Consider the following 23,663-nt stretch of genomic DNA (forward strand, 5'->3'; position numbering starts at 1 on the left):
GGGGGACTGTCCCCTTCTCTTGTTTGTTTGTGTTACAATCTTACTATTGAATCTGATCCTCATGAGGAGGGGGAAGCACGTGAATATACCTTTAAATCATAAACTTATCAAAGAAATGTGCGGCACTGTCTCCTTCAAACGAGGGGATTATTTTTACCGAACGGACAGAGTGACCTTTGAGCTCTATGAACCTGAACGTTGCCAAGCGACGGTAACAGCTGATGAAGCTTTTCATGTGGTGATTGAAACAGGTACGGATGGAAAACTACAGACGGAATGCAGTTGCCCGAAGCTTGCGTCTTTTAATAAGGATTGCCAGCATATTGCGGCTGTTTTATTGGCAATCTACGAGCATCAACAACATGGAACTACTCCAACCATATCTAGCACTTCAGGTCTAACAGAGGACTTATTCACCCTTTTCTCGGATCGGCATGTGCGCTCTAGTGGTCACCAGAACCATTTTGAAACGAGAGAGGTTCTTGATGTAATGTTTACCTGCAGACCAGTGGATCTTGGGGGTGGTCGTCACCTCTTTGGAATCGAATTAGCGGTCGAATCGACTAGCGTTACAGATATTCGTGCCTTTCTAGAACAAGTAGGAACAGGCAGGTCAGCATCCCTTTCTCAGCACTTTACGTATGACCCTAGTCAGCAATGTTTTTCAAAAGAAACCGATGCCGTCCTTCAACAGCTCATTCAAGTACATCGTGATGAACAGATTTATATGAACAGGGTGCCTGACACCAAAGAGAACCGAATATTGCCAATCCCTTCTTCGTCCTGGGAACAGTTGCTGTTGTTACTTTTAAAAGTACCGCAGGTAAAGCTTGTGTATTCCGGGCAAACCTTTGAAGGGCTAAACGTCACGCATGAATTGCCGCCATTGCAGTTTCAGTTTACAGAAACAAAAGGGAATGGGTATCAATTGTATGTGAAAGGCTTTGAGCAAGTACTTGTCTTAGATGCCTATCATTCCGTTGTGTATGACGGGAAAATCAAACAGTTAGAAGTGCAAGACTGCAAGCGTCTCTCCGAGCTAAAACAAATGCTTGCTAACACAGGAATGGAGCAAATTCCGATTCCGGAAGGCAAGATCTCGTTTTTCCTAGAAAAAGTCGCACCAGGATTAAAAAAGCTAGGACAAGTGACGATTGCGGAATCGATTAGGAAACAGGTCATGAGTACCCCATTGGTAGCTAAATTGTACTTGGACCGTGTAAGTAATCGCCTCCTTGCCGGCCTTGAGTTTCATTATGATCACATGATGATTAACCCACTGGAAAAAAGAGAATTGCCAGCTAACAGCCTAATCGTAAGAGAGGTAGATAAGGAAGAAGAAATTCTACAGCTCATGAGGGATAGCGAGTTTGCTACGACGGATGGGGGTTACTTTTTGCATAATGAGGAGCTGGAGTATGAGTTTCTTGTTCATATGCTTCCAAAACTCCAAAAGCTGGTGCGAATTTATGCAACGACCGCTGTTAGAAATCGGATTTTTAGAGGGACCACCCATCCGCATATAAGGGTGAAGGTCAAAAAAGAACGGACGAACTGGCTTGAATTCAAATTTGAGATGGACGGTATTTCTGAACACCAAATTCGCGAGGTGTTATCTGCGTTGGAGGAAAAACGGAAATATTACCGTTTGCCGAATGGATCTCTTTTTTCATTAGAATCAAGGGAAATGAATGAGATACAACGATTTATTCAATCACCTCAAATGAAGGATAAAGACTTGGCTTCGGGACTGGAGTTACCGGTCGAGCAAAGTCTACAGCTACTTGATGTGGTGGAGGTTAGTGATGCGTTTAAGCTGGAGGAATCCTTCCGCCAGTTCCAGGACCATCTCATGAACCCGGGACAACTTGATTTTGAGGTGCCAACTAGTTTAGCACACATTCTGAAAGAGTATCAAAAGCTCGGATATAAATGGATGAAAACACTGGCACACTATGGCTTCGGTGGGATTTTAGCAGATGATATGGGACTTGGAAAAACCATTCAAAGCTTGGCGTATATTGTGTCCGAGCTGCCTGAGATTCGTAAGAGCAAGGAGCCGGTCCTAATTGTCTGTCCTGCTTCCTTAACCTACAACTGGTTAAGCGAGATCCGAAAATTTGCGCCCGAGTTGGTGGCAATAGTTGTGGACGGAGATAAGGCTGAGAGGTCTGAGCTATTTAAGAGGATTGCTAATGTTGATGTGATGATTATCTCCTACCCTTTATTGCGTCGTGAAATTAGCTGGTTAGAAAAACAGACTTTTCACGCCTTATTTTTTGATGAGGCTCAAGCCTTTAAAAATCCATTAACACAAACAGCCCGAGCGGCTAAGAAGCTGAAGTCACGTCATCGCTTTGCACTAACGGGTACCCCGGTTGAAAACTCACTCGAAGAGCTGTGGTCCATTTTTCATGTGGTCTTTCCAGAGTTGTTCCTAGGATTAAAGGAGTATAGTAAGCTTTCTAGAAAAATGATTGCCCGAAGAATCCGGCCGTTTCTCCTGCGGCGCTTGAAGGAGGATGTTCTTGCAGAGCTTCCTGAAAAATTGGAGTCGCGGGAATCTATAGAGTTGTACCCTGAACAAAAGAAGCTGTATGCTGCCTATCTATCGAAATTAAGACACGATACGCTGAAGCATCTCGATAGGGATACGATTCGGAGAAATCGTATTAAAATATTGGCCGGTTTAACGCGGTTGCGGCAGCTTTGTTGTCACCCGGGATTGTTTGTTGATGACTATAGGGGTGGGTCGGCAAAGCTGGATCAGCTGATGAGGATTGTCGATGAGTCCAAGCTGTCCGGTAGAAGGGTGCTCATCTTTTCGCAGTTTACTAAAATGCTTGAGCTGATTGGCAGAAGGTTGCAAGAGAAGGGAATGCCGTTCTTTTACCTAGACGGTCAAACGCCTGCAGAGGAACGAGTAGAAATCTGCGACCGATTTAATCACGGGGAGCGGGATTTATTTTTGATTTCCTTAAAGGCTGGAGGGACAGGTCTTAATCTGATGAGTGCCGATACCGTCATTCTTTATGACACATGGTGGAATCCTGCTGTCGAGGAGCAAGCGGCGGACCGTGCGCATCGGATGGGCCAGAAAAATGTCGTCCAGGTCATCAAGCTTGTGGCACAAGGCACCATCGAGGAAAAAATGAACGAGCTACAGGATAAGAAGAGAGACTTGATCGATGAAGTGATTGATTCGGATGAAAAAGTGATGGCCACGCTTACGGAAGAGGATATTAGGGAGATTCTGATGATATAAAGGTGGGGTTACTGTCTTAGGAGCAGACTGCGCCAACTGACACTCCATTATCAATCATCCCTAGAAAAAGAACCTTGCTCCCAAGGTTCTTTTTTCTATGCATGTTTCCTAAGGGACTCTTCTAAAAACGAAGTTAAATAGTCAACATTTGTAATCTTTTTATTACATTCATCACTGTTCTGACAGATATAGTTTCCTATGGCTTTGTAGTAGTCTGGGTTATTCGACATTTTAGCTTTAGTGATTGTGGAAATAAAGGCCACTTTCCCAAAGCGATTACAGAATGAGCAGATATTGTCCTTATTTATAATAGAGTATTTACATTCTATCCCCAGCATTTTCTCATCGTGCTCATAGATAATAAACTTTTTGTTGGTGCTGATATCCGTCCAGCTTAGGTAGGTCATTTTCTCGAAATCGATTGCCGATAAATTTGGTACCTTTAATTTCTTCGCTTTTGGAAACATCTTTTTCACTTGTTGCTCGGTCAGTTTCGGGAACGGGATTAAATAGTTTGCCAGCTCTTGAACATACTGGTCAAATTCAGCATCCGTTTTCCAGCTCGATAGATCCAGCTTTTCCATCTGTTCCTTTGTTGCTTGTGGAAATAGCTCAATAATTTGAGCGTTTGCCAGTTCCCTGACTGCCTTAATCACACTTGGGTCAGAATTCTTCCGATTACTATCCTTAATCAAAGCCACTTGTCGTTGTATAAAATTATATTGGTCATTCTTTATGAATTTTTCGTTCATTGTTCATCACCTCATTATCTTTATTTTAAAAAAAGTATCCAATAATTAAAATGTAGAAGATAATTTAGAAACAAATCATACATATGAAAGAATGATTTTAGGAACACTTAATAGGGCGTAAAGTATAAAAGTGAAATGGAAAGGAATGTTGAGGTGAAAAAGCCTAAGATATCTAAGAGGCACTTAGTATTTAATCTTTCTATCATAATAATTCCATGGCTATCATTGTTATTTATCGGAAAGCGGAGTCTCAAACGTTATTCAATATCAGGGGTATTTATTGTGATCTTTGAGATTATCAATCATTTGTATGGACACAGGAGAAATTGGTGGAAGTTTTACGATAGAAGAAAGTCATTTATTAAAGATGAACTCCCTTTTAGTGTGGGGCCATATATGCCTTTTTCCATGTGGTTACTTAAAATCTCGTATGGAAACTTTAAAAAATTTGTATTACTTAATCTCATATCAGATGGCCTCTTTGCATTTTTTTTCATTGATGTCCTAAAAAGATTAAAGATTATAAGTCTAAACCGAATCAATCATATTCAATTTTTTCTTTACTTACACTATAAGGCCTATCTATTATATGGTGTCCAGTATTTAGTTGAGAAAACCAAAAGATTTAGCTAGGTGAAAAACGCTCAGAGCTTTAGACTCTGAGCGTTTTTCAGTGTTTTTTATTCGAGTAAACGATTTTTTTGATCGTTTCGATGGATAAGAAATACTCATCGGCTAAATCAGACATGCTTTTTCCTTTAGTAAAAGCATGCTTGATGGAGGCATTACGGTCATCAATAGACTTTCTTGCCCCAGAACAACTTCCCCATTTCCGGTAGGTTTTCTCCGGTTTAGGAATATAAAGGGTTTCCCCTTGCACATATTTTTGAATTTCTGCAATCAGCTTTTCAGGTAAAATGTTGCTTGCGTTTACATATTTCATATTTGCCAGCCCCTTATTTGTTTTAGAAAAATAAGGTGCAAAGCCGCATATTAGAAATAAAATGAAAGCTTACCTGGGCGATTTTGTTAAATGAATGTCCGCCCCATGCAAAGTATCGCCTTTCCAATAATTGGCTTTGCATGAGTTGTTGGAGTCCCTGGTAATCTATAGTGATTTCCCAAGACTCATCACCTCCTAAAACACATAAGGTTTCGTTCCTACCTTATTTTGGTAAGGGACTACACATAATTATAATTGAAGTTTAACCTATGTGACTAGGGTGAATTTTTACCAGAGAAAATTTTTGTGAAAGTAACCGTCATATTCTCGTCCCTTGCTGCAAATACTATCCTCGTTTGTATGATTTTAGTAAGGGAGGCTTCTTGATTGGTTAAAACTATTAACATCTTACTAGTTTCAATGCTTGTCATCATTGGACAGGTTCTGCCAAATCGTGCTTTTGCGCAAAAGCCAGAAAGTACAGTCCAGCTGCGCTTGCTAGGAACGACCGATCTTCATGTTTTTTTAGCTAATTATGATTATTATCAGACAAAGCAAGACGACAAAGTCGGTTTGGTGAAAACCGCTACCCTCATCAAACAAGCACGAAATGAAGTGAAGAATTCGATGCTGTTTGATAATGGGGACGAGATTCAAGGAAATCCATTAGGTGATTATGTGGCAAAAGTAAAGGGGTTAAAGAAGGGCGAGGTGCACCCTGTTTATCGCTTGTTTAACCTTTTAGGTTACGATGCTACTACAGTAGGCAACCACGAATTTAATTACGGTTTGGACTACCTCAATGAAACACTAAATGATGCCAAAATGCCTCTTGTAAACGCCAATGTGGTGAAAGCAGGCACGAATGAACCCTATTTTGAACCATACGTTATTATTAATAAAACGCTTGTAGATGCACAAGGAAAAAAGCAAACAATAAAGGTAGGAGTAATAGGTTTTGCTCCACCTCAAATTATGGAATGGGATAAAGCTAATTTAGAAGGAAAAGTCGAGGTAAAATCCATTGTTGAGACAGCAAAGAAATATGTTCCAATGATGAAAAAGAAGGGAGCTGACGTTATTGTCGCTCTTGCTCATATGGGAATAAGCGGGGAGCCTTATCAACCTGGAATGGAGAATGCGGGTTACTATTTAACAGAAATTAAGGGTATTGATGCGATTTTTACCGGGCATCAACATAATGTATTCCCTGGCCCACTCTATAAGGTTATTCAAAATGTGAATCTTGAAAAAGGGACGATCAACGGAAAGCCTGTTGTTATGCCAGGGGCTTTTGGCAGTCATCTTGGAGTGATTGACCTCCAACTTGAGAAACAGCGTGGAAAGTGGAATGTGGTTGAAGGTAAAGCGAGTGTACGGCCTATTGTTGACGCAACGGGTAAATCCATTGTCGAAACAGACTCGCAACTCATGCAAGCAATCTTGCCAGAACATGAGGGAACGATTAAATATGTCAATCAACCAGTAGGGGAAACCACCGCTCCGATTTATAGTTATTTTGCGCTGGTCCAGGATGATCCTTCTGTACAAATCGTGAATAATGCACAAACAGAATATTTGGCAGAGAAATTAAAAGATCCAGCGTACAGTAAGTATGCAGGTATCCCTATTCTCTCTGCTGCAGCACCGTTTAAAGCAGGTGGCCGTAACGGCCCGCAATATTACACCGACATTCCTGCGGGCACTTTGGCCATAAAAAATGTAGCGGATTTGTACTTGTATCCAAATACACTTCAAGCGAAATTAGTAACTGGGGCTCAGCTCAAAGAATGGTTGGAAATGAGTGCAGGGCAATTTAATCAGATTGAGCCATCTAATACTGGTGAGCAGCCATTGATTAATCAGAATTTCCAATCCTTCAATTTTGATGTAATTGATGGAGTGCAGTATCAAATCGATGTGACGAAGCCTGCTAAATATGATCCTAATGGGAATGTAATTAATCCGGGTACGGGCAGAGTTGTTAATCTAACCTATCAAGGGAAGCCTGTTGCAGCAGACCAAAAGTTTATTGTTGCAACGAATAACTACCGGGCATCCAGCGCGACCTTCCCTGGAGCCAGTCAGGGTGAGATTGTCCTAAAGTCACCTGATGAGAATCGTCAAATTATCACGAACTATATTCAAGAAAAGAAAACCATTAATCCAACGGCAGACCAAAACTGGTCCTTTGCTAAGTTCAAAGGTACAGTGGTTCCGGTGTTTGATTCTTCACCAAATGCTCAAAAATACCTTGGCCAGTTCCCACCGATTAAGTACATTGGGCCATCGGCTGGTGGATTTGCTAAGTATTCTATTGATTTAACTGAATAAGTGGTTGTTGCTGGTTAGTTCGGCAGGAAAAAAGCTGTCCCTGGATTAGGGACAGCTTTTTCGTTGGAGGGTGGGTGATATGCTATGGATGAAGGACAAAATGAAAGGATCGGTGAAGAGTTTTGTCTTTCATAGGGTGGATGAAGGACAAAATGAAAGGATTCGTGAGGAGTTTTGTCTTTCATAGGGTGGATGAAGGACAAAATGAGAGGGGGCATGAAGGTTTTTGTCTTTCATAGCGTGGATGAAGGACAAAAAGTAAGGATGCACAAAGTGTTTTGTCCTTCATACAGGCAGGGTTTCGCCTCGTATATGTCGAACTTGAGATAAAATTGGATAGATTTAGAAAAAGGGGTACTATATATGCGAAAACTCTTACTGTTAAGCAATATTTCAGACAATATGAATCTATATTTAGAGGAAAGAATTAAAGGAGTGATAGGCAAAGGCCATTTTAGACTAGCATACATTCCCTCCCAATCAGACCCTCAACGAAAATACTTCAACTATATTAAGGAGTATTTCCAGTCCTTAGGGGTTAGCGATTTTTTATATTTTGATGCTGATGAAGAATATGATGAGAGCTTGCTAGAAGAGTTGAAAGACTGTGACGGTATCTTCTTATCAGGAGGAAACACCTTCTATTTTTTAAAAAATCTCCAGGAAAGAAATCTGATCCCAACCATCCAAACCATGGCGGAAAAAGGCAAACTACTTATCGGCCTTAGTGCTGGAAGCATCATGATGTCTAAAACTATTAGGATTGCAGCCTACATAGACGACAATATCGATGATTTGCAAACATTAGAGTCATTGAATCTAATAAACTTTGAGTTCATGCCACATTGGGAAATACAGCAGCCTTGTCTAGAGGAACTATTAGAGTATTCTTTAACCAACCAAAACACGATTTACACCTGTTACGACGGTGATGGCATTGTTTTACAAGGAGATACAATTGAGTTTTTTGGAAAGGTAAATGAAATCCGAAATGGTAATTGGATTGAATCGACTAGAGGTGGAGAAATTGAGTAATTGGGAAAAGGCTCTATTAAAAATATGTGAAATCTATTATAACTCCGAATCCAGAACGGATTGGATATTGGTGGGGTCTGTTGGATCTGTGCTCCAAGGCTGTGACATAACTCCTGGTGACATTGATATATATGTGCAGGATAAAGAAAGTGTCGGTCAGTTTGCGAAACTTTTACTTCCATACACCCTTCATGAAAAACAGGGAGATAACCATGATGAGAATTGGTTATCTTCTGTTGAAGAGCCAACGTTTACTCAGACCTTTCCGTCTGGTTTTACATGGACAAAAGGTCGTTGGAAAATGGAAGGCGTGGATGTTGAAGTCGTCAATATCTCCAATTCAGCAGGGATTCCCGATTCGCAAACTGGAGATGGCATTTGGGAGGGTGGGAAATTTATTTGGGAATTATATAAAAATGTCTCTTTTGGGCCATACACCATCCGCACCGTCCCACTAGAAATACAATTAGAATCCAACTATAGAAGACAAAGACAAGAAAGAATTGATGCCATCATCAAGGCAATGCAAACCTATGGGTACAATAAAGAACTATTAAAGAAAGCTCTTTCTAGCAAACACCTTCTTCAGTTTTACGCAGCAAGTGGAGTTGAGAGTCCTATTTCGTGAAAAGGGGGTTAGAAGCATGAGTTACAAAGCCTTTTGGCCGGGATTAACTCTATTCATTTTTGTTATTTTATCGGCTTGCCAAAGAGAAGAGAATTCCACTCACAAACCTTATAAACCGACTGCTAATGAAATAGTAGAAACGCATGGAGGTATTGAGCATATTGAAAGATTAGACCTTTTTGTTAAAAATATGAACTATGGGAAGAAAGATAAGGTTCGCCTCATTCGATATACAATAGAAGGTGATCCCATTTATTATGACTTAACTTATGATGGGTCCCAATTCACGATTAAAAGAGACACTAGAGAAGACCAGTTTGGCCAAGGAGAAGTAAATACTTACCTTTGTAAAAGTATCCAAAAGCTAGAATCAACTACAAGTACCAAATATATAGTAGAGGAATGCCCAAAACTAGGGGATTTACTGACCATTTCACATGATGTAGACCAAGAGGACCAGTTTGATTTTGAGTTAAAATATGGTGTTGGGTTGAAAAATAAAATCAACACTAAAGACCAAGAGTTGATCAAGGATTTGCAAAATGGGGAAACAGTTGGCGTCAGTGATTTCCAGTTTTCAAAGGATGAATTGAACCAAATCTATAAACTCATGATTCTTTCAAACTATCTTGAGGAAAAAAAGCTATCGACTAAATGCAATATGAAGCCATTTGTCAGTTATGAGCTAACTGTTTGGATAAATGATGCACAGCGACATTTTGCCTGGTCCGAATGTGATAATAGTAAGGATGGAAAACAAATGTCGGCGCTAGTTTCTGATATTAAATCCATCCTAAAACAAAATCCTGTCTACCAATCGCTCCCAGAGGTTAAAGGATCTTATGAATAACAAAAGGTGGGTCAACAAAAAATGATAGATGAACAAGAAATCATTTCGATTATACAAAGTGATCCATGGATGATGGAGATATTAAAATCAGTAAAATCACTGAATTTACCTGATTGGTGGATTTGTGCTGGCTTTGTTCGTTCAAAAATATGGGATACTCTTCAGGGGTTTAGTGAAAGGACACCTATTACAGATATCGATGTCATTTATTTCGACCCAACATCTATTGATGAGTTAGAGGAAAAGAAGCTTGAAAGAAAATTGGGGGCTCTTAAGCCAGATATTCCATGGTCGGTGAAAAATGAAGCTAGAATGCATATTAGAAATAAATTGCTACCTTATACCTCCTCTGTGGATGCAATATCGAAATTCCCAGAAACAGCGACCGCTTTAGGGGTTAAAATAGATGAAAATGAACATGTCATCTTAACTGCTCCTTGGGGGATTATCGATGTAATCCAATTCAAGGTTAGACCAACCCCATTTTTTACAAAGACTGAAGAGCGAATGAAATTGTATGAAGAACGTGTTCAAAAAAAGAATTGGAAAGCAACTTGGAACAGAATAGAAGTTTAATACAATAGAGTATTATCATAATTTATTTTTATAAGAGAGTTCTTGCCTCAATTTTAAAAAGAGGGTAAGCTTTAGAAAAATAGAAAAGAGGAATTTACATGCCATTTGATACGTCAACATTAGGTTTACCGTATTACAGCTTAGATGCTGCAGCAGTCGACAAAAGCCCAAGTGAGTTGGTTATTACAGATAATAATGGAGAAACTTATTACATAGTAACAAGGGATGTATATGAGGACGGTCCGCAACAAGAAGGGTACCAAATCGTGGTAAACGAAGGAGAGTAATGTTGCTCTCTTTTTTTTGATTTTTTATAAAAAATTGTACAGGAGCCAATGTATTGAAAAAGCTAATAGCCATCATTCTACGTGTTCTGGGATTCATTGCCATCATCCTATTGTCTATTGGAATATTTATCTTAATCGCATTCATCCAAGAAGAGTTGTTTGTACCAAAGGAATATATCATTTGGATATTCAGATCACCTTATTCAGGGTTGGTTTTTATTTTTGAAGTCTATCTTTTTGGGGCATATTTTTACGTTTTCAATAAAGAATTTAGAGACGCCTGGAGATATGGAGGATTTTTTAAAAAGTATAGAAAAATACTTCTCGCTTCTATCACAGCTTTCACCATTGTATTGCTTTACACGGTCATAACACCTGTCACTGTAGTTAAAGCGGATAAAATCGTCAATTATGCCTTTTTAGCTCCAATGGGAAAGGAATATAGCTACAATGATATTGTGAAAATCCAAACTGGGGTGTATGGGAAGGGGCGCTCCTCTGTGTTCGGGCATTCAAAAGGTGACTTCTTTTATATTATTGAGCTAAATGACGGGACAAAGATAAATCTAGCTGAGGTGGGAGGGACACCGAAGGATGCAGACGAGCGTTTTATCATTGAAAAGCTTGATATCCGATTGGTGAATATGAACGTTCCAAAAGAAACTAGTATGAAAAACTTTGAGTACACGAAGAAGAGCTTAGGTAAGATATATACGGATAAGATTCGCAACATTTTAGAAAATACGAAATAAAGACGTGTTTGTTAAGACTAAAAACAGTTACGGGTGTGTATTCCTGGAGAATTATACGGTATCCCAATCGCTTAAATGAGTATTTTAATAAAGGTTTTTGACCTGTTGGAAAAAACCAAACCGGTAACGTAGAAGGGATCTACGTGCCCGGAACCCGGTAGAAAAAACCAAACGGGTAACGTAGAAGGGATCTACGTGCCCGGAACCCGGTAGAAAAAATGAAACGGGTAACGTAGAAGGGGTCTACGTGCCCGGAACCCGGTAGAAAAAATCAAACGGGTAACGTAGAAGGGGTCTACGTGCCCGGAACCGGGTAGAAAAAACCAAACGGGTAACGTAGAAGGGATCTACGTGCCCGGAACCCGGTAGAAAAAACCAAACGGGTAACGTAGAAGGGATCTACGTGTCCAAAACCCGGTAGAAAAAACCAAACGGGTAACGTAGAAGGAATCTACGTGCCCGGAACCCGGTAGAAAAAACCAAACGGGTAACGTAGAGGGATCTACGTGCCCAAAACAGGTTTGCCAAATCAAAAACGGTCGCGCAGAACTAAATACCACATTATTTTCATACTACACCAAAAGCTAACACAACTCATTTTGGTACTCTCATCTTCTATGACCCCAAAACTCATTTCAAATAACTAAAACGGATAAACCAAATAAGTCAAATACCCCACAATGATTCCAGTGATAGCTCCGAAAAACACTTCCGCTGGCTGGTGGCCGAGTAATTCCTTAAGCTTTTCACGGGATTCTGTTTTCTTTAAACTTGGATGCTTTAAGGTCTCGATAAGAACATTGAAATCAGCCAACAATGTATTTAACACTTCTGCATGGTAACCCGCATGTCTGCGAACCCCCATCGCATCATGCATCACAATAAGAGACACAATCACCGCTATGGCGAACTCATTTGACTGAACCCCCGAGGTAATCCCAATCGCCGTAGTCAAAGAAATAATGGTCGCTGTATGGGAACTCGGCATTCCGCCAGTACTAAACATTAAGCTCCATTTTAGTTCTCTTGAGGTTAAAAAGTGTATCGGAATTTTTACGAATTGAGCAATTAACATTCCTAAAAGGGCAGCGCAAATGGGAAAGGATAAGAACATGGTAATCCTCCTATGTAGTGGCTTTGTTATTGCTTTTAATATTATATTATCAGAAAAATAAAACAAAGTAATATGTTGGAGATTTTGAATGGAGGATTGAATAGAGTTATAAAGGGGAATTCATAATTAGGTCTCCCAATGTTTTTTTCCTAAATAGGAGGTTATCCATTGAAATTCTCAAGTTCAAATAGAAATGCAGTATTAGAGGAAATGGCTTTAGAAGAATTTGATGTCCTTGTCATTGGTGGAGGGATTACAGGCTGCGGGATTGCACTCGATGCTGTAACCAGGGGATTGAATACCGCGTTGGTGGAAATGCAGGATTTTGCGGCAGGAACATCTAGTCGGTCTACTAAACTAGTCCATGGCGGATTACGTTATCTCAAGCAGTTTGAGGTAAAAATGGTTGCGGAAGTCGGGAAAGAACGCGCCATTGTGTACGAAAATGGTCCGCATGTTACCACACCAGAGCGGATGCTTTTGCCAATTCACAAAGGAGGAACGTTTGGCCGATTTAGTACCTCTATTGGTCTTCGAGTCTATGATTTTTTAGCTGGTGTAAGAAAGGCGGAACGAAGATCGATGCTGTCGCCTGATCAAACCATTGAAAAAGAGCCCCTTATTAAACGAGATGGATTAAAAGGTAGCGGACTCTATGTGGAATACCGTACCGATGATGCCCGATTGACGATGGAAGTAATCAAAGAAGCAGTTTCACGAGGGGTAAAAGCCGTCAATTACACAAAAGTGAGCGAACTACTTTACCGGGACGGAAAAGTAGTCGGTGCAAGGGTGGTTAATCAACTAAGTGGAGAAGTGTTAGATATTTTTGCGAAAAAAATCATTAATGCTACTGGTCCTTGGGTCGATACAATTCGGGATAAAGATCATTCTTTGTCAGGAAAAAAACTGAGGCTCACAAAAGGGGTCCATGTAGTGATTGACCAATCGAAGTTCCCACTAAATCAGGCCATCTACTTTGATACACCTGACGGCAGGATGGTGTTTGCGATTCCTAGAGAAGGAAAAACATATGTTGGTACAACAGATACATTTTTCAATAGCAACCCGGCACATCCCAAAATGACATCTGAGGATAGGAATTACCTTATTGAGGCCATTCATTATATGTTTCCCACCATTCAGATGAAGGAAGAAGATATTGAGTCAAGCTGGGCCGGGGTGAGGCCATTAATTTACGAAGAAGGCAAGGACCCTTCTGAAATTTCCCGTAAGGATGAGATTTGGATATCCGATTCTGGATTAATCACGATTGCAGGTGGCAAACTGACAGGTTACCGAAAGATGGCGGAAACAGTGGTTGATTTAGTAGTGAAGATTCTGCAGGGAGATGTACAGAGGGATCTTAAGGCTTGTCAAACCATGCATATGCCTATCTCTGGTGGGGATTTTGGAGGTTCAAGTAATTTTCAAGCTTTTATTGAAAAATATATTGAGTACGCCATTGGCATCGGATTTACGAAGGAACAATACTTACAGCTGGTACAAAGATATGGATCAAATATTCATCGAATATTTGATATAGCTAAGAATTACGATTCCAATAACAAATACGGTTTGCCATTGGATGTATATGTGCAGCTATTGTATAGCTTGGAAGAGGAAATGACAGTTACGCCTGTGGACTTTTTTATCCGCCGGACAGGGGCCTTATATTTTAATATTCAAGGGGTACAAAAGTGGAAACAAGCTGTAATAGACATGATGGCGAAGTATCTCGAATGGACAGGCGAAGAAAAAGCAAATTACCAGGATGAGTTAGAAATCCAGTTAAACGATGCAGTGAATCCGACGGAGACTAAGTAAAAATACAGGCGGTTGCCTGTATTTTTTATGCTTTTAAGAAAAATCATTGATAATTCATTGGGACGAGGTCTAGATAGACATATTAAGTAAAAAATTACAATTTCTTAGTTGGGTTTAAAGGTTTTATGAGCGAATCGTAGAAAGCAAGGTATTTAAAACGGCAGCTAAAAAAGGCGACCGTTAACTATGTAAACGTTTAATTAAATAACTGGACCGGTGGCTTACTGAAATAAAAATTACATACAAGCGTGTCAATTGCTAAAGAATAACTATGATAAATGCTGGTGAAAGAAGGAAGGAAGAGATGTTATCATTTCGTGGGGATGCCCATAAGATTTACCTTCAACTTAACAAAGCAATACATAATGGTGAATCCATAAAAGACATGAAAGGTTTTAAAGAAATTGAAGCCATTCAAAAACTGTATTATTCACTTGATAGTGAACAGTTGCAATTGATATATTATCGAATGATTAAGGAGAAAAGTGGATCAGGCATTATACCCATTTTTGTTTCCTCCGTGCCGTGGCTATTATTTTTATTTTCCAAGCCCTTAATGGATTTCCTTTTTAAAGATGGAAGTATGCTTTGGGCACTATTTGGGTTTGGGTATTTGCTCATTTTAATAGGAAGTGTCATCCTTCATTTTCGCGAAAAAGCATGGGCTACTTTTCATATGGAAATCATCCGGGATATTCTAAAAGAAAGAAATCAAGGGGAATAGAAATGAAAAGAATGAGTATGTCATTAAGTTCCTATTTCCAAAAGAATTCAACGGCTATTACTTCCATTATCAACCATTCAATAGTTAAAAGTTTGGTGATACGACCGATGTGAAGGCTTATCTGCTAATATTCGATTGATTTTTTTATTATGAAGAAACCTAACCCTTTTGTATTTTTTTTGGATGATATTATATTATTTTACTAAATATCCCTTTTGGTGTATGATGACTAACGGCATATTTTCATAGGCCGCCAATAAAGGGTCGAAGGGGGAACGTGTATGAGAAAAATAACTTTATCTAACGGGAATACAGTAGAGGTTGAATGCTTGAGCTGTGCATTAACGAGCGGAATGATTGAGCCTGATGGGGGAGTTGTCGTGGAAACGGAACATTTCCATGCACATCAGGATGTCGCTTACCCGATAAAAGGGCTAATCATACTAGCGTCTAAGCGCCATATCATATGTTTTGATGAGTTAACGGAAGAAGAAAAGCTAGACTACATAAATCTTCTTACAAAGATTAGAAAAGCACAACGAGAAGTATTAGGGATTGAATATGTTTACTATTTTTATAATGAAGATACTACCCACCATTTCCACACCTGGATGGTCCCCCGCTATGAATGGATGTATGAGTTTGGTCGCTCCGTAGAATCGGTTCGCCCCGTCCTGCTCCATGCTAGAAATAACATGAATGATGAAGAAAATGTAAAAAGCGTAATGGAAGCTATTAAACTGCTAACAGTAGAGTTGAATAAATAGATGTAAAGGGAGGCCGCTAATCGTATAGATTCGCGGCCTGGTTTTTGGGGGAAACAGGAGATTTTTGGTCTAAAACAGAATACTAGTAATGATAAATAGGAGGGAGTTCCACTGTGAAAAAAATACTCTTGCTTTGGTTGCTGCTAGTAAGTGTTGGTTTGACATTATTAGGTTGTGATAGGGGCCACGCGGTGAAAGGAAAGGTCGATCTAAAGGGCGTTATTACACAAGTGGATTATGATAATAAACGCATTTTAATGGAAGATAAAAAAGAAGGGCTCGTCTGGGTCACCTTGCATGAAAATGGAGATATTTCTAAATATGAGGAAGGACAAGAGATAGTCGTTTGGATTAAAGGTGGAATCAAAGAATCCTCGCCAGCACAAGCAGATGCACAAAATATTGAATTTACAGCACCAAAAAATGAATAGAGAGAAGGAAAACGTGTGGATGTTATTGAAAAAGCACTAAAAACGGCTGCAAAGTCCCATGAGAAACAGTATCGGAAAGGTACTGATATTCCATATATTACTCATCCAGTAGCAGTAGGGATGATTCTAATGACGGCGGGCTATAGTGAAGAACTGGTTGCAGCAGGAATATTACACGATACGGTTATGGATACGGATCTTTCCTTACAAGATATCGAGCAATTATTTGGCAGGAATATTGCTCAAATTGTAGAGGGATGTTCAGAGCCTGATAAATCTCTTTCTTGGGAGGATCGGAAAAAGCATACGATTGAGTACCTGAAGACCGCTCCCGAAGAAATCCGAGTTGTTGCCTGTGCGGATAAACTGCATAATATCAGATCAATTGCCCGCGATATAGAACAATTCGGAGAGCAGGTTTGGGGGAAATTTAAACGGGGAAGAGAGCAACAAAAGTGGTACTATACCAATGTAATAGAAAGCATTGGCCAACAGTCTAGTTTTCAGTTGCTTGATGAATTAAAAATCGAGGTAGAACGCTTTTTTAAGAGATAGTAAAGAAACCTTATTAACCTAATCTCGTCTAGCTTATTATATAGACTCCATAAAGAGGTGAACCGAAGTGAAAATTGAAGAACTAACGTTGATTGAAGAACATCTTGATGAGCTTTCAGAGCTTTTAGTAAAAGTAGTAGATGATGGAGCCTCAATAGGCTTTTTGCCACCAATGAGAAAACAAGATGCAGCAAACTATTGGAAAACCGTTCTTAGCCCAGATGTAATTCTATTTGTGGCTAAATTAAACAATCACATTGTTGGAAGTATACAGTTACACTTATCGACGAAACAGAATGGAAGCCATAGGGCGGAAATTGCGAAATTAATGACACACCCTGATTACCGTCGTAACGGTATCGGTCGTTTACTTATGCAAAAGGCCGAGGAAACTGCAAGACAAATGGAGCGATCATTAATTGTTCTCGATACAAGAGAAGGGGATCCGTCTAATAAACTTTATACTTCACTAGAATATATTCAAGCTGGGCGAATTCCGAACTATGCAAAATCTGCTGATGGTGAATTAGCTGCAACCATTTTTTACTATAAAAATTGCTGAAAGAGCACCTCTTAATTTAAATTCCCCCTTATCGTTCGGGTGGGTAGACAAAGCCCTTGCTGCAAATTCAACAAGGGCTTTTTGTATAGAAAATGATTTTTTATGTTACGGATTTTGACTAAGCCCTCTTTTAAATGCAGCTAAATGATTTTGAGATGCGTCGCCTAGTCGTTGCATTACTACTTTTGCATCTTGGGGTAGACTTGCTACTGATGCCAACTTATTATACATTGCGATATTATCTATTTCTCCATCTATCCCTGCTTGAAAAGCTTCTTTTAAGCTGCTTGGTGTTTTTGTGTATTTTTTTGCATCGTCCTCTGGGACTTTAATATTGTACTTTTGAAATAAAGGGAGAAGGGCTGATATATGCCGCTGCTCAGCTGCTTTAATTTGAGTAAAAGGTCGAATGGCACCAAATTTAGCAATAATTGTGTCATATCTAGCTTGAGCGAGATACTCATCCTTAATTGCATAGGTTAAAGCTTCTTCTAAAGTAATCGAGGAATCCTGAAGAGCTCCTTTAGCACCATAATTTTGTGGCGTTTGTATTTCTGCATTTGCTTTCACACCATAGAAAAAAACAAACAATAAACTAATGGTAATTAAGTTAAATATTTTTCTTCCCATCTTTTTGCTCCTTTTTTTAAGACATTCACACATATTATTTTCCAGTTATTATCTTTTAATTCTAAAACTAAATGAATTTCAGCTTCGGACTAAAATTAAAGAAAGAAAACAACAAAAACACCGAAACGAGTTGGTGTTTTTGTTGTTTATATTAATTATTGTTTAATTCGCTTTATATTATTTATTCAAGCTTTCATTTGTAGTGGTGGAATGTCTTTCGACCGTGCTTTTTTTATGCAACCATTCATAAATAACAGGGATGATAATAAAGCTGTTGATGGTTGATGTAACCATCCCGCCAATGACGACAATACCGAGAGTTTGCGAAATAACGGTATCTGCATTATGTGAAAAGGCTAGTGGGATGAGCGTAAGAATCGTTGCCGCGGCGGTCATTAAGATCGGTCGAATTCTTGAAAGACTACCATTTAGGACAGCCTCATTCACAGGCATTCCCTCTTTACGGTTTCGTTCAATTTTATCAATTAGAACAATACCATTTGTAACCACAATACCAGTAAGCATAAGTATTCCAATAAGTGCGGCTAAGTTCCATTGACCGCCAAAAAGGATTAAGGCAATCACCACACCACTTAGGGCAAGCGGAATGCTTAAAAGAACAGCAAGAGGTGCTCTCCAACCTTTGAAAATAGCTGAAGTAATTAATAATACTAATAAAATCGAAAAGGCAACGGCAACAGACATATCAAAAATCATGTCTTTGATTTGTTCAGAGATTCCGCCCATTGAATACGTTACTCCGTTTGGCAACTTCATGCTACTTAAGGTTTTTTCAACTTTGGTTGACACTTTCCCAATATCATTTGATGTAATTTGTGCTGTTACAAGTGAGAACGGTTGCCCATCACGCTCACTAATCGTTGAGGAAGATGGGTCTTTAGCGATTTTTGCTATTTGATCAAATCGGACCAAGGCACCATTATTCCCATGGAAGGTCTCAGCAGCGAGAGATGCTAAAACATCATTAGCAGATGCATTTACCGTAATAGTTGAATTTGTACCTGATGCAATTTGGTCTAAATATTCGTCTACAGGCAGTGCTTTATGGTCAACCGTAATGGTTGCGTCTTTTGATTGAGCCATGTATCGGTTTATAACAGCTAGAATATCAGCGGTTTGCACTCCCTTTTCTTGAATTGCTTTCTGGTCAAAGGTTACTTTGTATTTAGGCAGACCATTGGTTAAATCAACTTTGCCATCTACACTTAAATCCGCCACTTTTGAAAGGCGAATTCTTGCTTGTTGTGCTGTTTTGTCTAAAGTGGCTTGAGCAGCACCTGTAAATAATAGTCGTATTTGTGAGTCATCCCCAGAAATACTCTGGCTTGTAACCGTATAAATGACATTCTTAGCTAATGTCGGAAGTTGGCTTTGTAGTTGCTTAATGACAGAATCTGCATCCTTATCATTTTTCAAAACAACGGAGAGGTTAGCCACATTTGGATATGTGATATATCCTCCACCTTGGTCAAACACATCATCACTTTGAGGTGTCATAGTTGAACCAAAATTAGATGAATATGCCTCAACTTTTGGATTGGTTTTTAATGCTTTTTCAATTTTTTGGACTTCAGAATCTACTTCCTTTAGTGTACTGCCCTTAGGTAATTCTGCTTTAATAGCAATTTGTCCGATTTTACCACTTGGTAATAAGCTTACTGGTAAAAAGGCTGAATAGATACCTGCACATAAGAAGACCAAAATGGACCCTATCACCATTGCTTTTTTATGCTTGAATGCTGCTTGCAATACTGGCTTCATTCGAGAATCTAACTTGACGGTTTGCTTCGTCAAGTTTCCGCCCTTCCATCCCATAAAGGCAAGAGCTGGAATGACAAGCATCGCCACAAAGAACGAAATAATAAGTGCGATAACGACGGACCAGGCAAATCCGCTATAAGAGGCACTAATAACTCCGCCAACAAACGCGATTGGAATATAAACAGCGATTGTTGTTAAGGTTGAACCTAGGATTGCTGGTATCATCTCTGCAACAGCTGAAGAAAGAAGGGATAGGAGCGATTTGTCCTTTGATTCTTCGCGTCTTCTATACATGTTGTCCAAGATAACAATGGAATCATCCACAATCCGACCCATAGCTACAATTAAACCTGACACGGTTAGGATGTTTAGTGTGACGCCCATGGATTTTAAGAAAGCTGTTGTTGCCAGTAAAGAGATCGGCAGTGAAATCGCAATGAGTAATGTTGATCTTACATTTCGGAAAAAGAAGAACACACAGATCATCGAAAATAAAGAGCCCAGTAAACCTTCTCGAACTAGTCCGTAAAGGGAGCTGTTTAATTCTTTTTCTCGGTCAAGTAAAACATGGAACGAAATATCCTTTGGATTGATTGTATCCAAGTGAAGATGAGCGATGCGATCTTTTACTTGATCGGCGACATCCGTAATATTTGCAGATGGTGTTTTGATCACATTTAAGACCACACTTGGCTTACCATTGGTTCTAGAAATGGTTTTAACATCATTTAAAGAATGCGAAATGGTACCAAAGGCTGAAACAGGAATGGCTTTTCCTAGTTTATTTTTTATTGATGCGTTTTCCATTTGCTGTTGGGTTAATGGCAATCCGTCAAAAGATACCGGTATCGATAATAGATTGTTTGCAATATTCCCCTGTGGCATGGATGGGATGGAAAGAGAAAATGCTTTATTTACATCATCCAAGGTTAAACCATTTTTCACTAGGTCTTTCATTCGAACGGTTAATACATAACCATCCTTTGCTCCCCCAAATACGGAAACATCGGCTACACCAGGGACCGATTTTAATTGTTTCACCAGTTCCTGTGTTGCGGTTGAGCGAAGGGTTGGTTCATCTAATTTTGAACTTGTGACACTGTACGTTAGAATTGGAAATGAACTAGTTGTTAATCTTGTCACTGAAGGAGTGCTGGTAATTGTCTGCGGTAAATCTGCATTTGCTAGTGCTTTGTTTACTTGATCTTCCGCAAGTTTCATATCTGTATTCATGGGAAAATAAAGACTCATAAATAATCCGCCATCATAAGAGGTGGTTTCGACATTAGCTAGTCCATCTACCATTTTAACTGCACTAGCCAAATTGTCGGTTACTTGCTGTTTTACTTGTGCGGCTTGATACCCAGGCACTCTCATACTAACCGCCAAGGTCGTATTGTTAATACCTGGCAAATAATCTCGCTGCATTTGGAAAGCTGAAATACCTCCCCAAGCTAAAATAATGACCACACATACAATCATGAGGATCGCTCTTTGCATCGTTGCCTCTACTAATCTTTTCAATCCGTTTCCTCCTTAATGAATAAAATAATAGTTTAAAAAGGCTATCTATCGTATGTCCGCTGTATAAGAATTACAAAATGATGGATACTGCCCGAAACTGGATAACCTAAGTATAGGGAATGAATCTTTTCGTACCCTGAATAAAAGATTAATATTTCATTAAGACGCAAATTTTTCTGATAGATCATGCTAAATTGGAGATAAGACATGCGTTGGAAGTTTTATTGCTATTTAGAAGGGAAGAGTGTGAAGTGAAAACACAGATTCTTGTAATCGAGGATGAAGCTCAGATTGCTCGTGTCTTAAAAATGGAATTGGAGTATGAAGGTTATCAGGTAGTAGTAGAACATGACGGTAAGGCAGGATTAGAAAAAGCGTTACAAACGGACATGGACTTAATTTTATTAGACGTTATGCTACCTGGGTTAAGTGGAATAGAAGTATTAAGGAGATTGCGAAAGGAAAGCGCAACCCCTGTGATTCTTTTAACGGCCAGGAATACAACCTTTGATAAAGTAGCGGGATTGGATCAAGGAGCAAATGACTATGTCACTAAGCCTTTTGAAATAGAAGAACTATTAGCCCGAATTCGTGCTTGTCTTCGAAATCAGCCTAATAATGGAGGCAAAAGGGAAGTAGAATCACTATTGACCGTTAAAGATTTAGTCATCAATACTGATTCAAGAGAGGTAATACGGGATGGAAAAACCATTACGTTGACACCAAAGGAATATGACTTCCTCGTATATTTAGTCACCAATAAAAATAAGGTTGTGACCCGAGAGAATATCATCATGAATGTTTGGGGATATGATTATGAAGGTGAAACCAACGTCATTGATGTTTTTATTAGGCACCTAAGGAAAAAGGTCGATGAAGGCTTTTCTTCTCAATTAATTGCTACCATTAGGGGCATTGGTTTTACGATAAAGGAGAAAACGGATGAAGATTACAACAAAAATTAATCTTATAACAACTGCTTGGATGTTGTGTATTATGATTCCTATTAATGTAGTGGTCTTTATTTTATTTATGAAAACAACGATCAATATGGAAGAAGATATGCAGAATCAAAAGGCAGCTGACATAATAAAAGACCTTGATACACTTTCATCCTCTAGTGATATGGAGAAAAAATTAAAAGATTATTTAACTTTTCATTCATACATCCGCATTATGCAACCAAAGAATAGGGTGATTTTTGAAGTAACGAATGATCGTTTACTCTCCAAAAAAATGAAGGGGAAATACACAGAAAATCCGTATGCAGAAACCCATTTGATTACGGCGGAAAATGGGGAGGAGGAAGTATTAGTTACTCGTTTTCCCATTCCAAAGGGAAACCAACTGAGTGGTAGCTTGGAAATAGGTGAACGATTAATAGGGCTAGAAGCGAGAAAAGAGCTCCTTCGTGCTATCTTAGGGTTTTGTACGGTATTAGGGGCTAGTATCTCATTACTAGGAGGAAGATGGCTGGCTAATCTAATTATGCGGCCAATCTCTAATATGATTCATACCATGGAGGAAATTGAAAAGAGCGGTGTTCCTAAGGGGATCACCATTCAAAATCAAACAAAAGATGAACTCCAAACCATGGCAAGTACTTTTAATCGGATGATAGAAAAGCTACAAGTCAATATGGAGAGGCAAAAACAGTTTGTTTCTGATGCCTCTCATGAATTAAAGACACCTTTAACCGTCATTAAGAGCTACGCCAATTTTTTAAAAAGGCACGGGCTAGAGGATAAAGAGATGGCGGAAGAAGCCATCCAAGCGATTCATGCCGAGGCAACAAGAATCCAGAAGATGACCGAGACTTTCCTTGACTTAGCTGCCTTAGAGAATGAAAACATTATAGAACTAAAAGAGGTAAACTTGGTGGTATTATGCCAAACAATTTTCAAACAATTAAAAGACGTATATAGAAGAGAAATAACATTATTTTCCACGGAGAGCCCAATCATCATCCAAGCTGATGAATTAAAGATTAAGCAAGTCATCATTATTTTGTTAGATAATGCGATAAAATATAGTCATGGTCGAATTGAAGTTTTTTTAGAAATGAATCAACAACAAGCGATTGTTCGTGTAAAAGATTATGGTATCGGAATTCCTCAGGAGGAAATTGATCATATTTTTGAGCGTTTTTACCGAGTTGACAAGGCTAGAAGCAGAGAAACAGGAGGCACTGGTTTGGGGCTGCATATCGCCAAGAGCATTATGAAACTGCACAAAGGGGAAATTGAAATAGAAAGTAAAGTAGGATTAGGGACAACAGTAAAATTGATTTTACCCGCTTAATAAGTTTATATGAAGTCTTGGTGC

Annotated in this window: 21 protein-coding genes and 1 pseudogene; 17 read left to right on the plus strand and 5 right to left on the minus strand. The window is 39.2% G+C overall.

Annotated features, from left to right (window positions below; all coding sequences use genetic code 11):
• The first annotated feature begins 79 nt into the window (after nucleotides 1-79).
• The gene (locus ABES03_RS22375) at nucleotides 80-3,265 is read left to right on the plus strand and encodes an SNF2 helicase associated domain-containing protein (protein WP_430120851.1); all 3,186 of its coding nucleotides are present in this window, start codon (nucleotides 80-82) and stop codon (nucleotides 3,263-3,265) included.
• A 95-nt stretch (nucleotides 3,266-3,360) separates the two neighbouring features.
• Here the strand turns inward: ABES03_RS22375 and ABES03_RS22380 are convergent, their stop codons facing one another.
• Nucleotides 3,361-4,017, minus strand: coding sequence for a FusB/FusC family EF-G-binding protein (locus ABES03_RS22380; RefSeq protein WP_430120853.1), 657 nt, complete (start codon nucleotides 4,015-4,017; stop codon nucleotides 3,361-3,363).
• A 135-nt stretch (nucleotides 4,018-4,152) separates the two neighbouring features.
• Here ABES03_RS22380 and ABES03_RS22385 point away from each other — a divergent pair, with 135 nt between their 5' ends.
• Nucleotides 4,153-4,650 (plus strand): hypothetical protein, encoded by a 498-nt coding sequence (locus tag ABES03_RS22385; RefSeq protein ID WP_430120855.1) that lies wholly within the window; start codon nucleotides 4,153-4,155, stop codon nucleotides 4,648-4,650.
• A 37-nt stretch (nucleotides 4,651-4,687) separates the two neighbouring features.
• Here the strand turns inward: ABES03_RS22385 and ABES03_RS22390 are convergent, their stop codons facing one another.
• Nucleotides 4,688-4,960 (minus strand): CD3324 family protein, encoded by a 273-nt coding sequence (locus tag ABES03_RS22390; RefSeq protein WP_430120857.1) that lies wholly within the window; start codon nucleotides 4,958-4,960, stop codon nucleotides 4,688-4,690.
• A 420-nt stretch (nucleotides 4,961-5,380) separates the two neighbouring features.
• Here ABES03_RS22390 and ABES03_RS22395 point away from each other — a divergent pair.
• The 7 genes and pseudogenes from ABES03_RS22395 to ABES03_RS22425 form a co-directional block, all read left to right on the plus strand.
• Nucleotides 5,381-7,291: pseudogene (locus tag ABES03_RS22395) on the plus strand (bifunctional 2',3'-cyclic-nucleotide 2'-phosphodiesterase/3'-nucleotidase); the annotation flags it as partial.
• A 366-nt stretch (nucleotides 7,292-7,657) separates the two neighbouring features.
• Nucleotides 7,658-8,329 (plus strand): Type 1 glutamine amidotransferase-like domain-containing protein, encoded by a 672-nt coding sequence (locus ABES03_RS22400; RefSeq protein ID WP_430120859.1) that lies wholly within the window; start codon nucleotides 7,658-7,660, stop codon nucleotides 8,327-8,329.
• On the plus strand, nucleotides 8,322-8,957 hold the full coding sequence (locus tag ABES03_RS22405) for a hypothetical protein (protein WP_430120861.1): 636 nt from the start codon (nucleotides 8,322-8,324) through the stop codon (nucleotides 8,955-8,957). The genes ABES03_RS22400 and ABES03_RS22405 overlap by 8 nt, the downstream gene beginning before the upstream one ends.
• A 16-nt stretch (nucleotides 8,958-8,973) precedes the next feature.
• The gene (locus ABES03_RS22410; protein WP_430120863.1) at nucleotides 8,974-9,807 is read left to right on the plus strand and encodes a DUF4362 domain-containing protein; all 834 of its coding nucleotides are present in this window, start codon (nucleotides 8,974-8,976) and stop codon (nucleotides 9,805-9,807) included.
• A 21-nt stretch (nucleotides 9,808-9,828) separates the two neighbouring features.
• Nucleotides 9,829-10,383: a nucleotidyltransferase family protein gene (locus ABES03_RS22415; protein WP_430120865.1), complete on the plus strand. Its 555-nt coding sequence runs from the start codon at nucleotides 9,829-9,831 to the stop codon at nucleotides 10,381-10,383.
• A gap of 98 nt (nucleotides 10,384-10,481) precedes the next feature.
• Nucleotides 10,482-10,670 (plus strand): hypothetical protein, encoded by a 189-nt coding sequence (locus ABES03_RS22420; RefSeq protein ID WP_309867167.1) that lies wholly within the window; start codon nucleotides 10,482-10,484, stop codon nucleotides 10,668-10,670.
• A gap of 53 nt (nucleotides 10,671-10,723) precedes the next feature.
• Complete coding sequence (locus ABES03_RS22425; RefSeq protein ID WP_430120868.1) at nucleotides 10,724-11,422, plus strand: hypothetical protein; 699 nt, start codon at nucleotides 10,724-10,726, stop codon at nucleotides 11,420-11,422.
• A gap of 643 nt (nucleotides 11,423-12,065) precedes the next feature.
• On the opposite strand, the gene ABES03_RS22430 is transcribed toward ABES03_RS22425, so the two are convergent.
• On the minus strand, nucleotides 12,066-12,536 hold the full coding sequence (locus ABES03_RS22430; RefSeq protein ID WP_430120870.1) for a divergent PAP2 family protein: 471 nt from the start codon (nucleotides 12,534-12,536) through the stop codon (nucleotides 12,066-12,068).
• 210 nt (nucleotides 12,537-12,746) lie between these two features.
• Here ABES03_RS22430 and ABES03_RS22435 point away from each other — a divergent pair, with 210 nt between their 5' ends.
• The 6 genes from ABES03_RS22435 (at nucleotide 12,747) to ABES03_RS22460 (ending at nucleotide 17,402) form a co-directional block, all read left to right on the plus strand.
• Complete coding sequence (locus ABES03_RS22435; RefSeq protein WP_430120969.1) at nucleotides 12,747-14,363, plus strand: glycerol-3-phosphate dehydrogenase/oxidase; 1,617 nt, start codon at nucleotides 12,747-12,749, stop codon at nucleotides 14,361-14,363.
• 304 nt (nucleotides 14,364-14,667) lie between these two features.
• On the plus strand, nucleotides 14,668-15,087 hold the full coding sequence (locus tag ABES03_RS22440; protein ID WP_430120872.1) for a hypothetical protein: 420 nt from the start codon (nucleotides 14,668-14,670) through the stop codon (nucleotides 15,085-15,087).
• Nucleotides 15,088-15,368: 281 nt separating this feature from the next.
• Nucleotides 15,369-15,854 carry an HIT family protein gene (locus ABES03_RS22445; RefSeq protein WP_430120874.1) on the plus strand — a complete coding sequence of 162 codons (486 nt, stop codon included), beginning with the start codon at nucleotides 15,369-15,371 and terminating at the stop codon, nucleotides 15,852-15,854.
• Nucleotides 15,855-15,967: 113 nt separating this feature from the next.
• Complete coding sequence (locus ABES03_RS22450; protein WP_430120876.1) at nucleotides 15,968-16,285, plus strand: DUF3221 domain-containing protein; 318 nt, start codon at nucleotides 15,968-15,970, stop codon at nucleotides 16,283-16,285.
• 15 nt (nucleotides 16,286-16,300) lie between these two features.
• Complete coding sequence (locus tag ABES03_RS22455; protein ID WP_430120879.1) at nucleotides 16,301-16,840, plus strand: HD domain-containing protein; 540 nt, start codon at nucleotides 16,301-16,303, stop codon at nucleotides 16,838-16,840.
• 67 nt (nucleotides 16,841-16,907) lie between these two features.
• Nucleotides 16,908-17,402, plus strand: a complete 495-nt coding sequence (locus ABES03_RS22460) for an N-acetyltransferase family protein (protein ID WP_430120881.1) — start codon at nucleotides 16,908-16,910, stop codon at nucleotides 17,400-17,402.
• A gap of 105 nt (nucleotides 17,403-17,507) precedes the next feature.
• On the opposite strand, the gene ABES03_RS22465 is transcribed toward ABES03_RS22460, so the two are convergent.
• Nucleotides 17,508-18,032, minus strand: a complete 525-nt coding sequence (locus ABES03_RS22465) for a DUF2202 domain-containing protein (protein WP_430120883.1) — start codon at nucleotides 18,030-18,032, stop codon at nucleotides 17,508-17,510.
• Between the two features lie 177 nt (nucleotides 18,033-18,209).
• Nucleotides 18,210-21,338 (minus strand): efflux RND transporter permease subunit, encoded by a 3,129-nt coding sequence (locus ABES03_RS22470; protein WP_430120885.1) that lies wholly within the window; start codon nucleotides 21,336-21,338, stop codon nucleotides 18,210-18,212.
• Between the two features lie 251 nt (nucleotides 21,339-21,589).
• On the opposite strand from ABES03_RS22470, the gene ABES03_RS22475 reads away from it, so the two are divergent.
• Both ABES03_RS22475 and ABES03_RS22480 read left to right on the plus strand, forming a co-directional pair.
• Nucleotides 21,590-22,303, plus strand: a complete 714-nt coding sequence (locus tag ABES03_RS22475) for a response regulator transcription factor (RefSeq protein ID WP_430120887.1) — start codon at nucleotides 21,590-21,592, stop codon at nucleotides 22,301-22,303.
• Complete coding sequence (locus ABES03_RS22480) at nucleotides 22,281-23,639, plus strand: ATP-binding protein (protein WP_430120889.1); 1,359 nt, start codon at nucleotides 22,281-22,283, stop codon at nucleotides 23,637-23,639. The genes ABES03_RS22475 and ABES03_RS22480 overlap by 23 nt, the downstream gene beginning before the upstream one ends.
• Nucleotides 23,640-23,663: the final 24 nt, after the last annotated feature.

The sequence above is a fragment of the Neobacillus rhizosphaerae genome (assembly GCF_050477885.1).
In the GTDB taxonomy this organism is placed as follows: domain Bacteria; phylum Bacillota; class Bacilli; order Bacillales; family Cytobacillaceae; genus Neobacillus; species Neobacillus rhizosphaerae_A.

Excerpts from the sequence above, each read along its gene's own strand:
- ABES03_RS22380 (WP_430120853.1), bottom strand. The coding sequence starts at position 4,017 with ATGAACGAAAAATTCATAAAGAATGACCAATATAATTTTATACAACGA.
- ABES03_RS22385 (WP_430120855.1), top strand. The coding sequence starts at position 4,153 with ATGGAAAGGAATGTTGAGGTGAAAAAGCCTAAGATATCTAAGAGGCAC.
- ABES03_RS22390 (WP_430120857.1), bottom strand. The coding sequence starts at position 4,960 with ATGAAATATGTAAACGCAAGCAACATTTTACCTGAAAAGCTGATTGCA.
- ABES03_RS22400 (WP_430120859.1), top strand. The coding sequence starts at position 7,658 with ATGCGAAAACTCTTACTGTTAAGCAATATTTCAGACAATATGAATCTA.
- ABES03_RS22410 (WP_430120863.1), top strand. The coding sequence starts at position 8,974 with ATGAGTTACAAAGCCTTTTGGCCGGGATTAACTCTATTCATTTTTGTT.
- ABES03_RS22415 (WP_430120865.1), top strand. The coding sequence starts at position 9,829 with ATGATAGATGAACAAGAAATCATTTCGATTATACAAAGTGATCCATGG.
- ABES03_RS22420 (WP_309867167.1), top strand. The coding sequence starts at position 10,482 with ATGCCATTTGATACGTCAACATTAGGTTTACCGTATTACAGCTTAGAT.
- ABES03_RS22430 (WP_430120870.1), bottom strand. The coding sequence starts at position 12,536 with ATGTTCTTATCCTTTCCCATTTGCGCTGCCCTTTTAGGAATGTTAATT.
- ABES03_RS22435 (WP_430120969.1), top strand. The coding sequence starts at position 12,747 with ATGGCTTTAGAAGAATTTGATGTCCTTGTCATTGGTGGAGGGATTACA.
- ABES03_RS22440 (WP_430120872.1), top strand. The coding sequence starts at position 14,668 with ATGTTATCATTTCGTGGGGATGCCCATAAGATTTACCTTCAACTTAAC.
- ABES03_RS22445 (WP_430120874.1), top strand. The coding sequence starts at position 15,369 with ATGAGAAAAATAACTTTATCTAACGGGAATACAGTAGAGGTTGAATGC.
- ABES03_RS22465 (WP_430120883.1), bottom strand. The coding sequence starts at position 18,032 with ATGGGAAGAAAAATATTTAACTTAATTACCATTAGTTTATTGTTTGTT.
- ABES03_RS22480 (WP_430120889.1), top strand. The coding sequence starts at position 22,281 with ATGAAGATTACAACAAAAATTAATCTTATAACAACTGCTTGGATGTTG.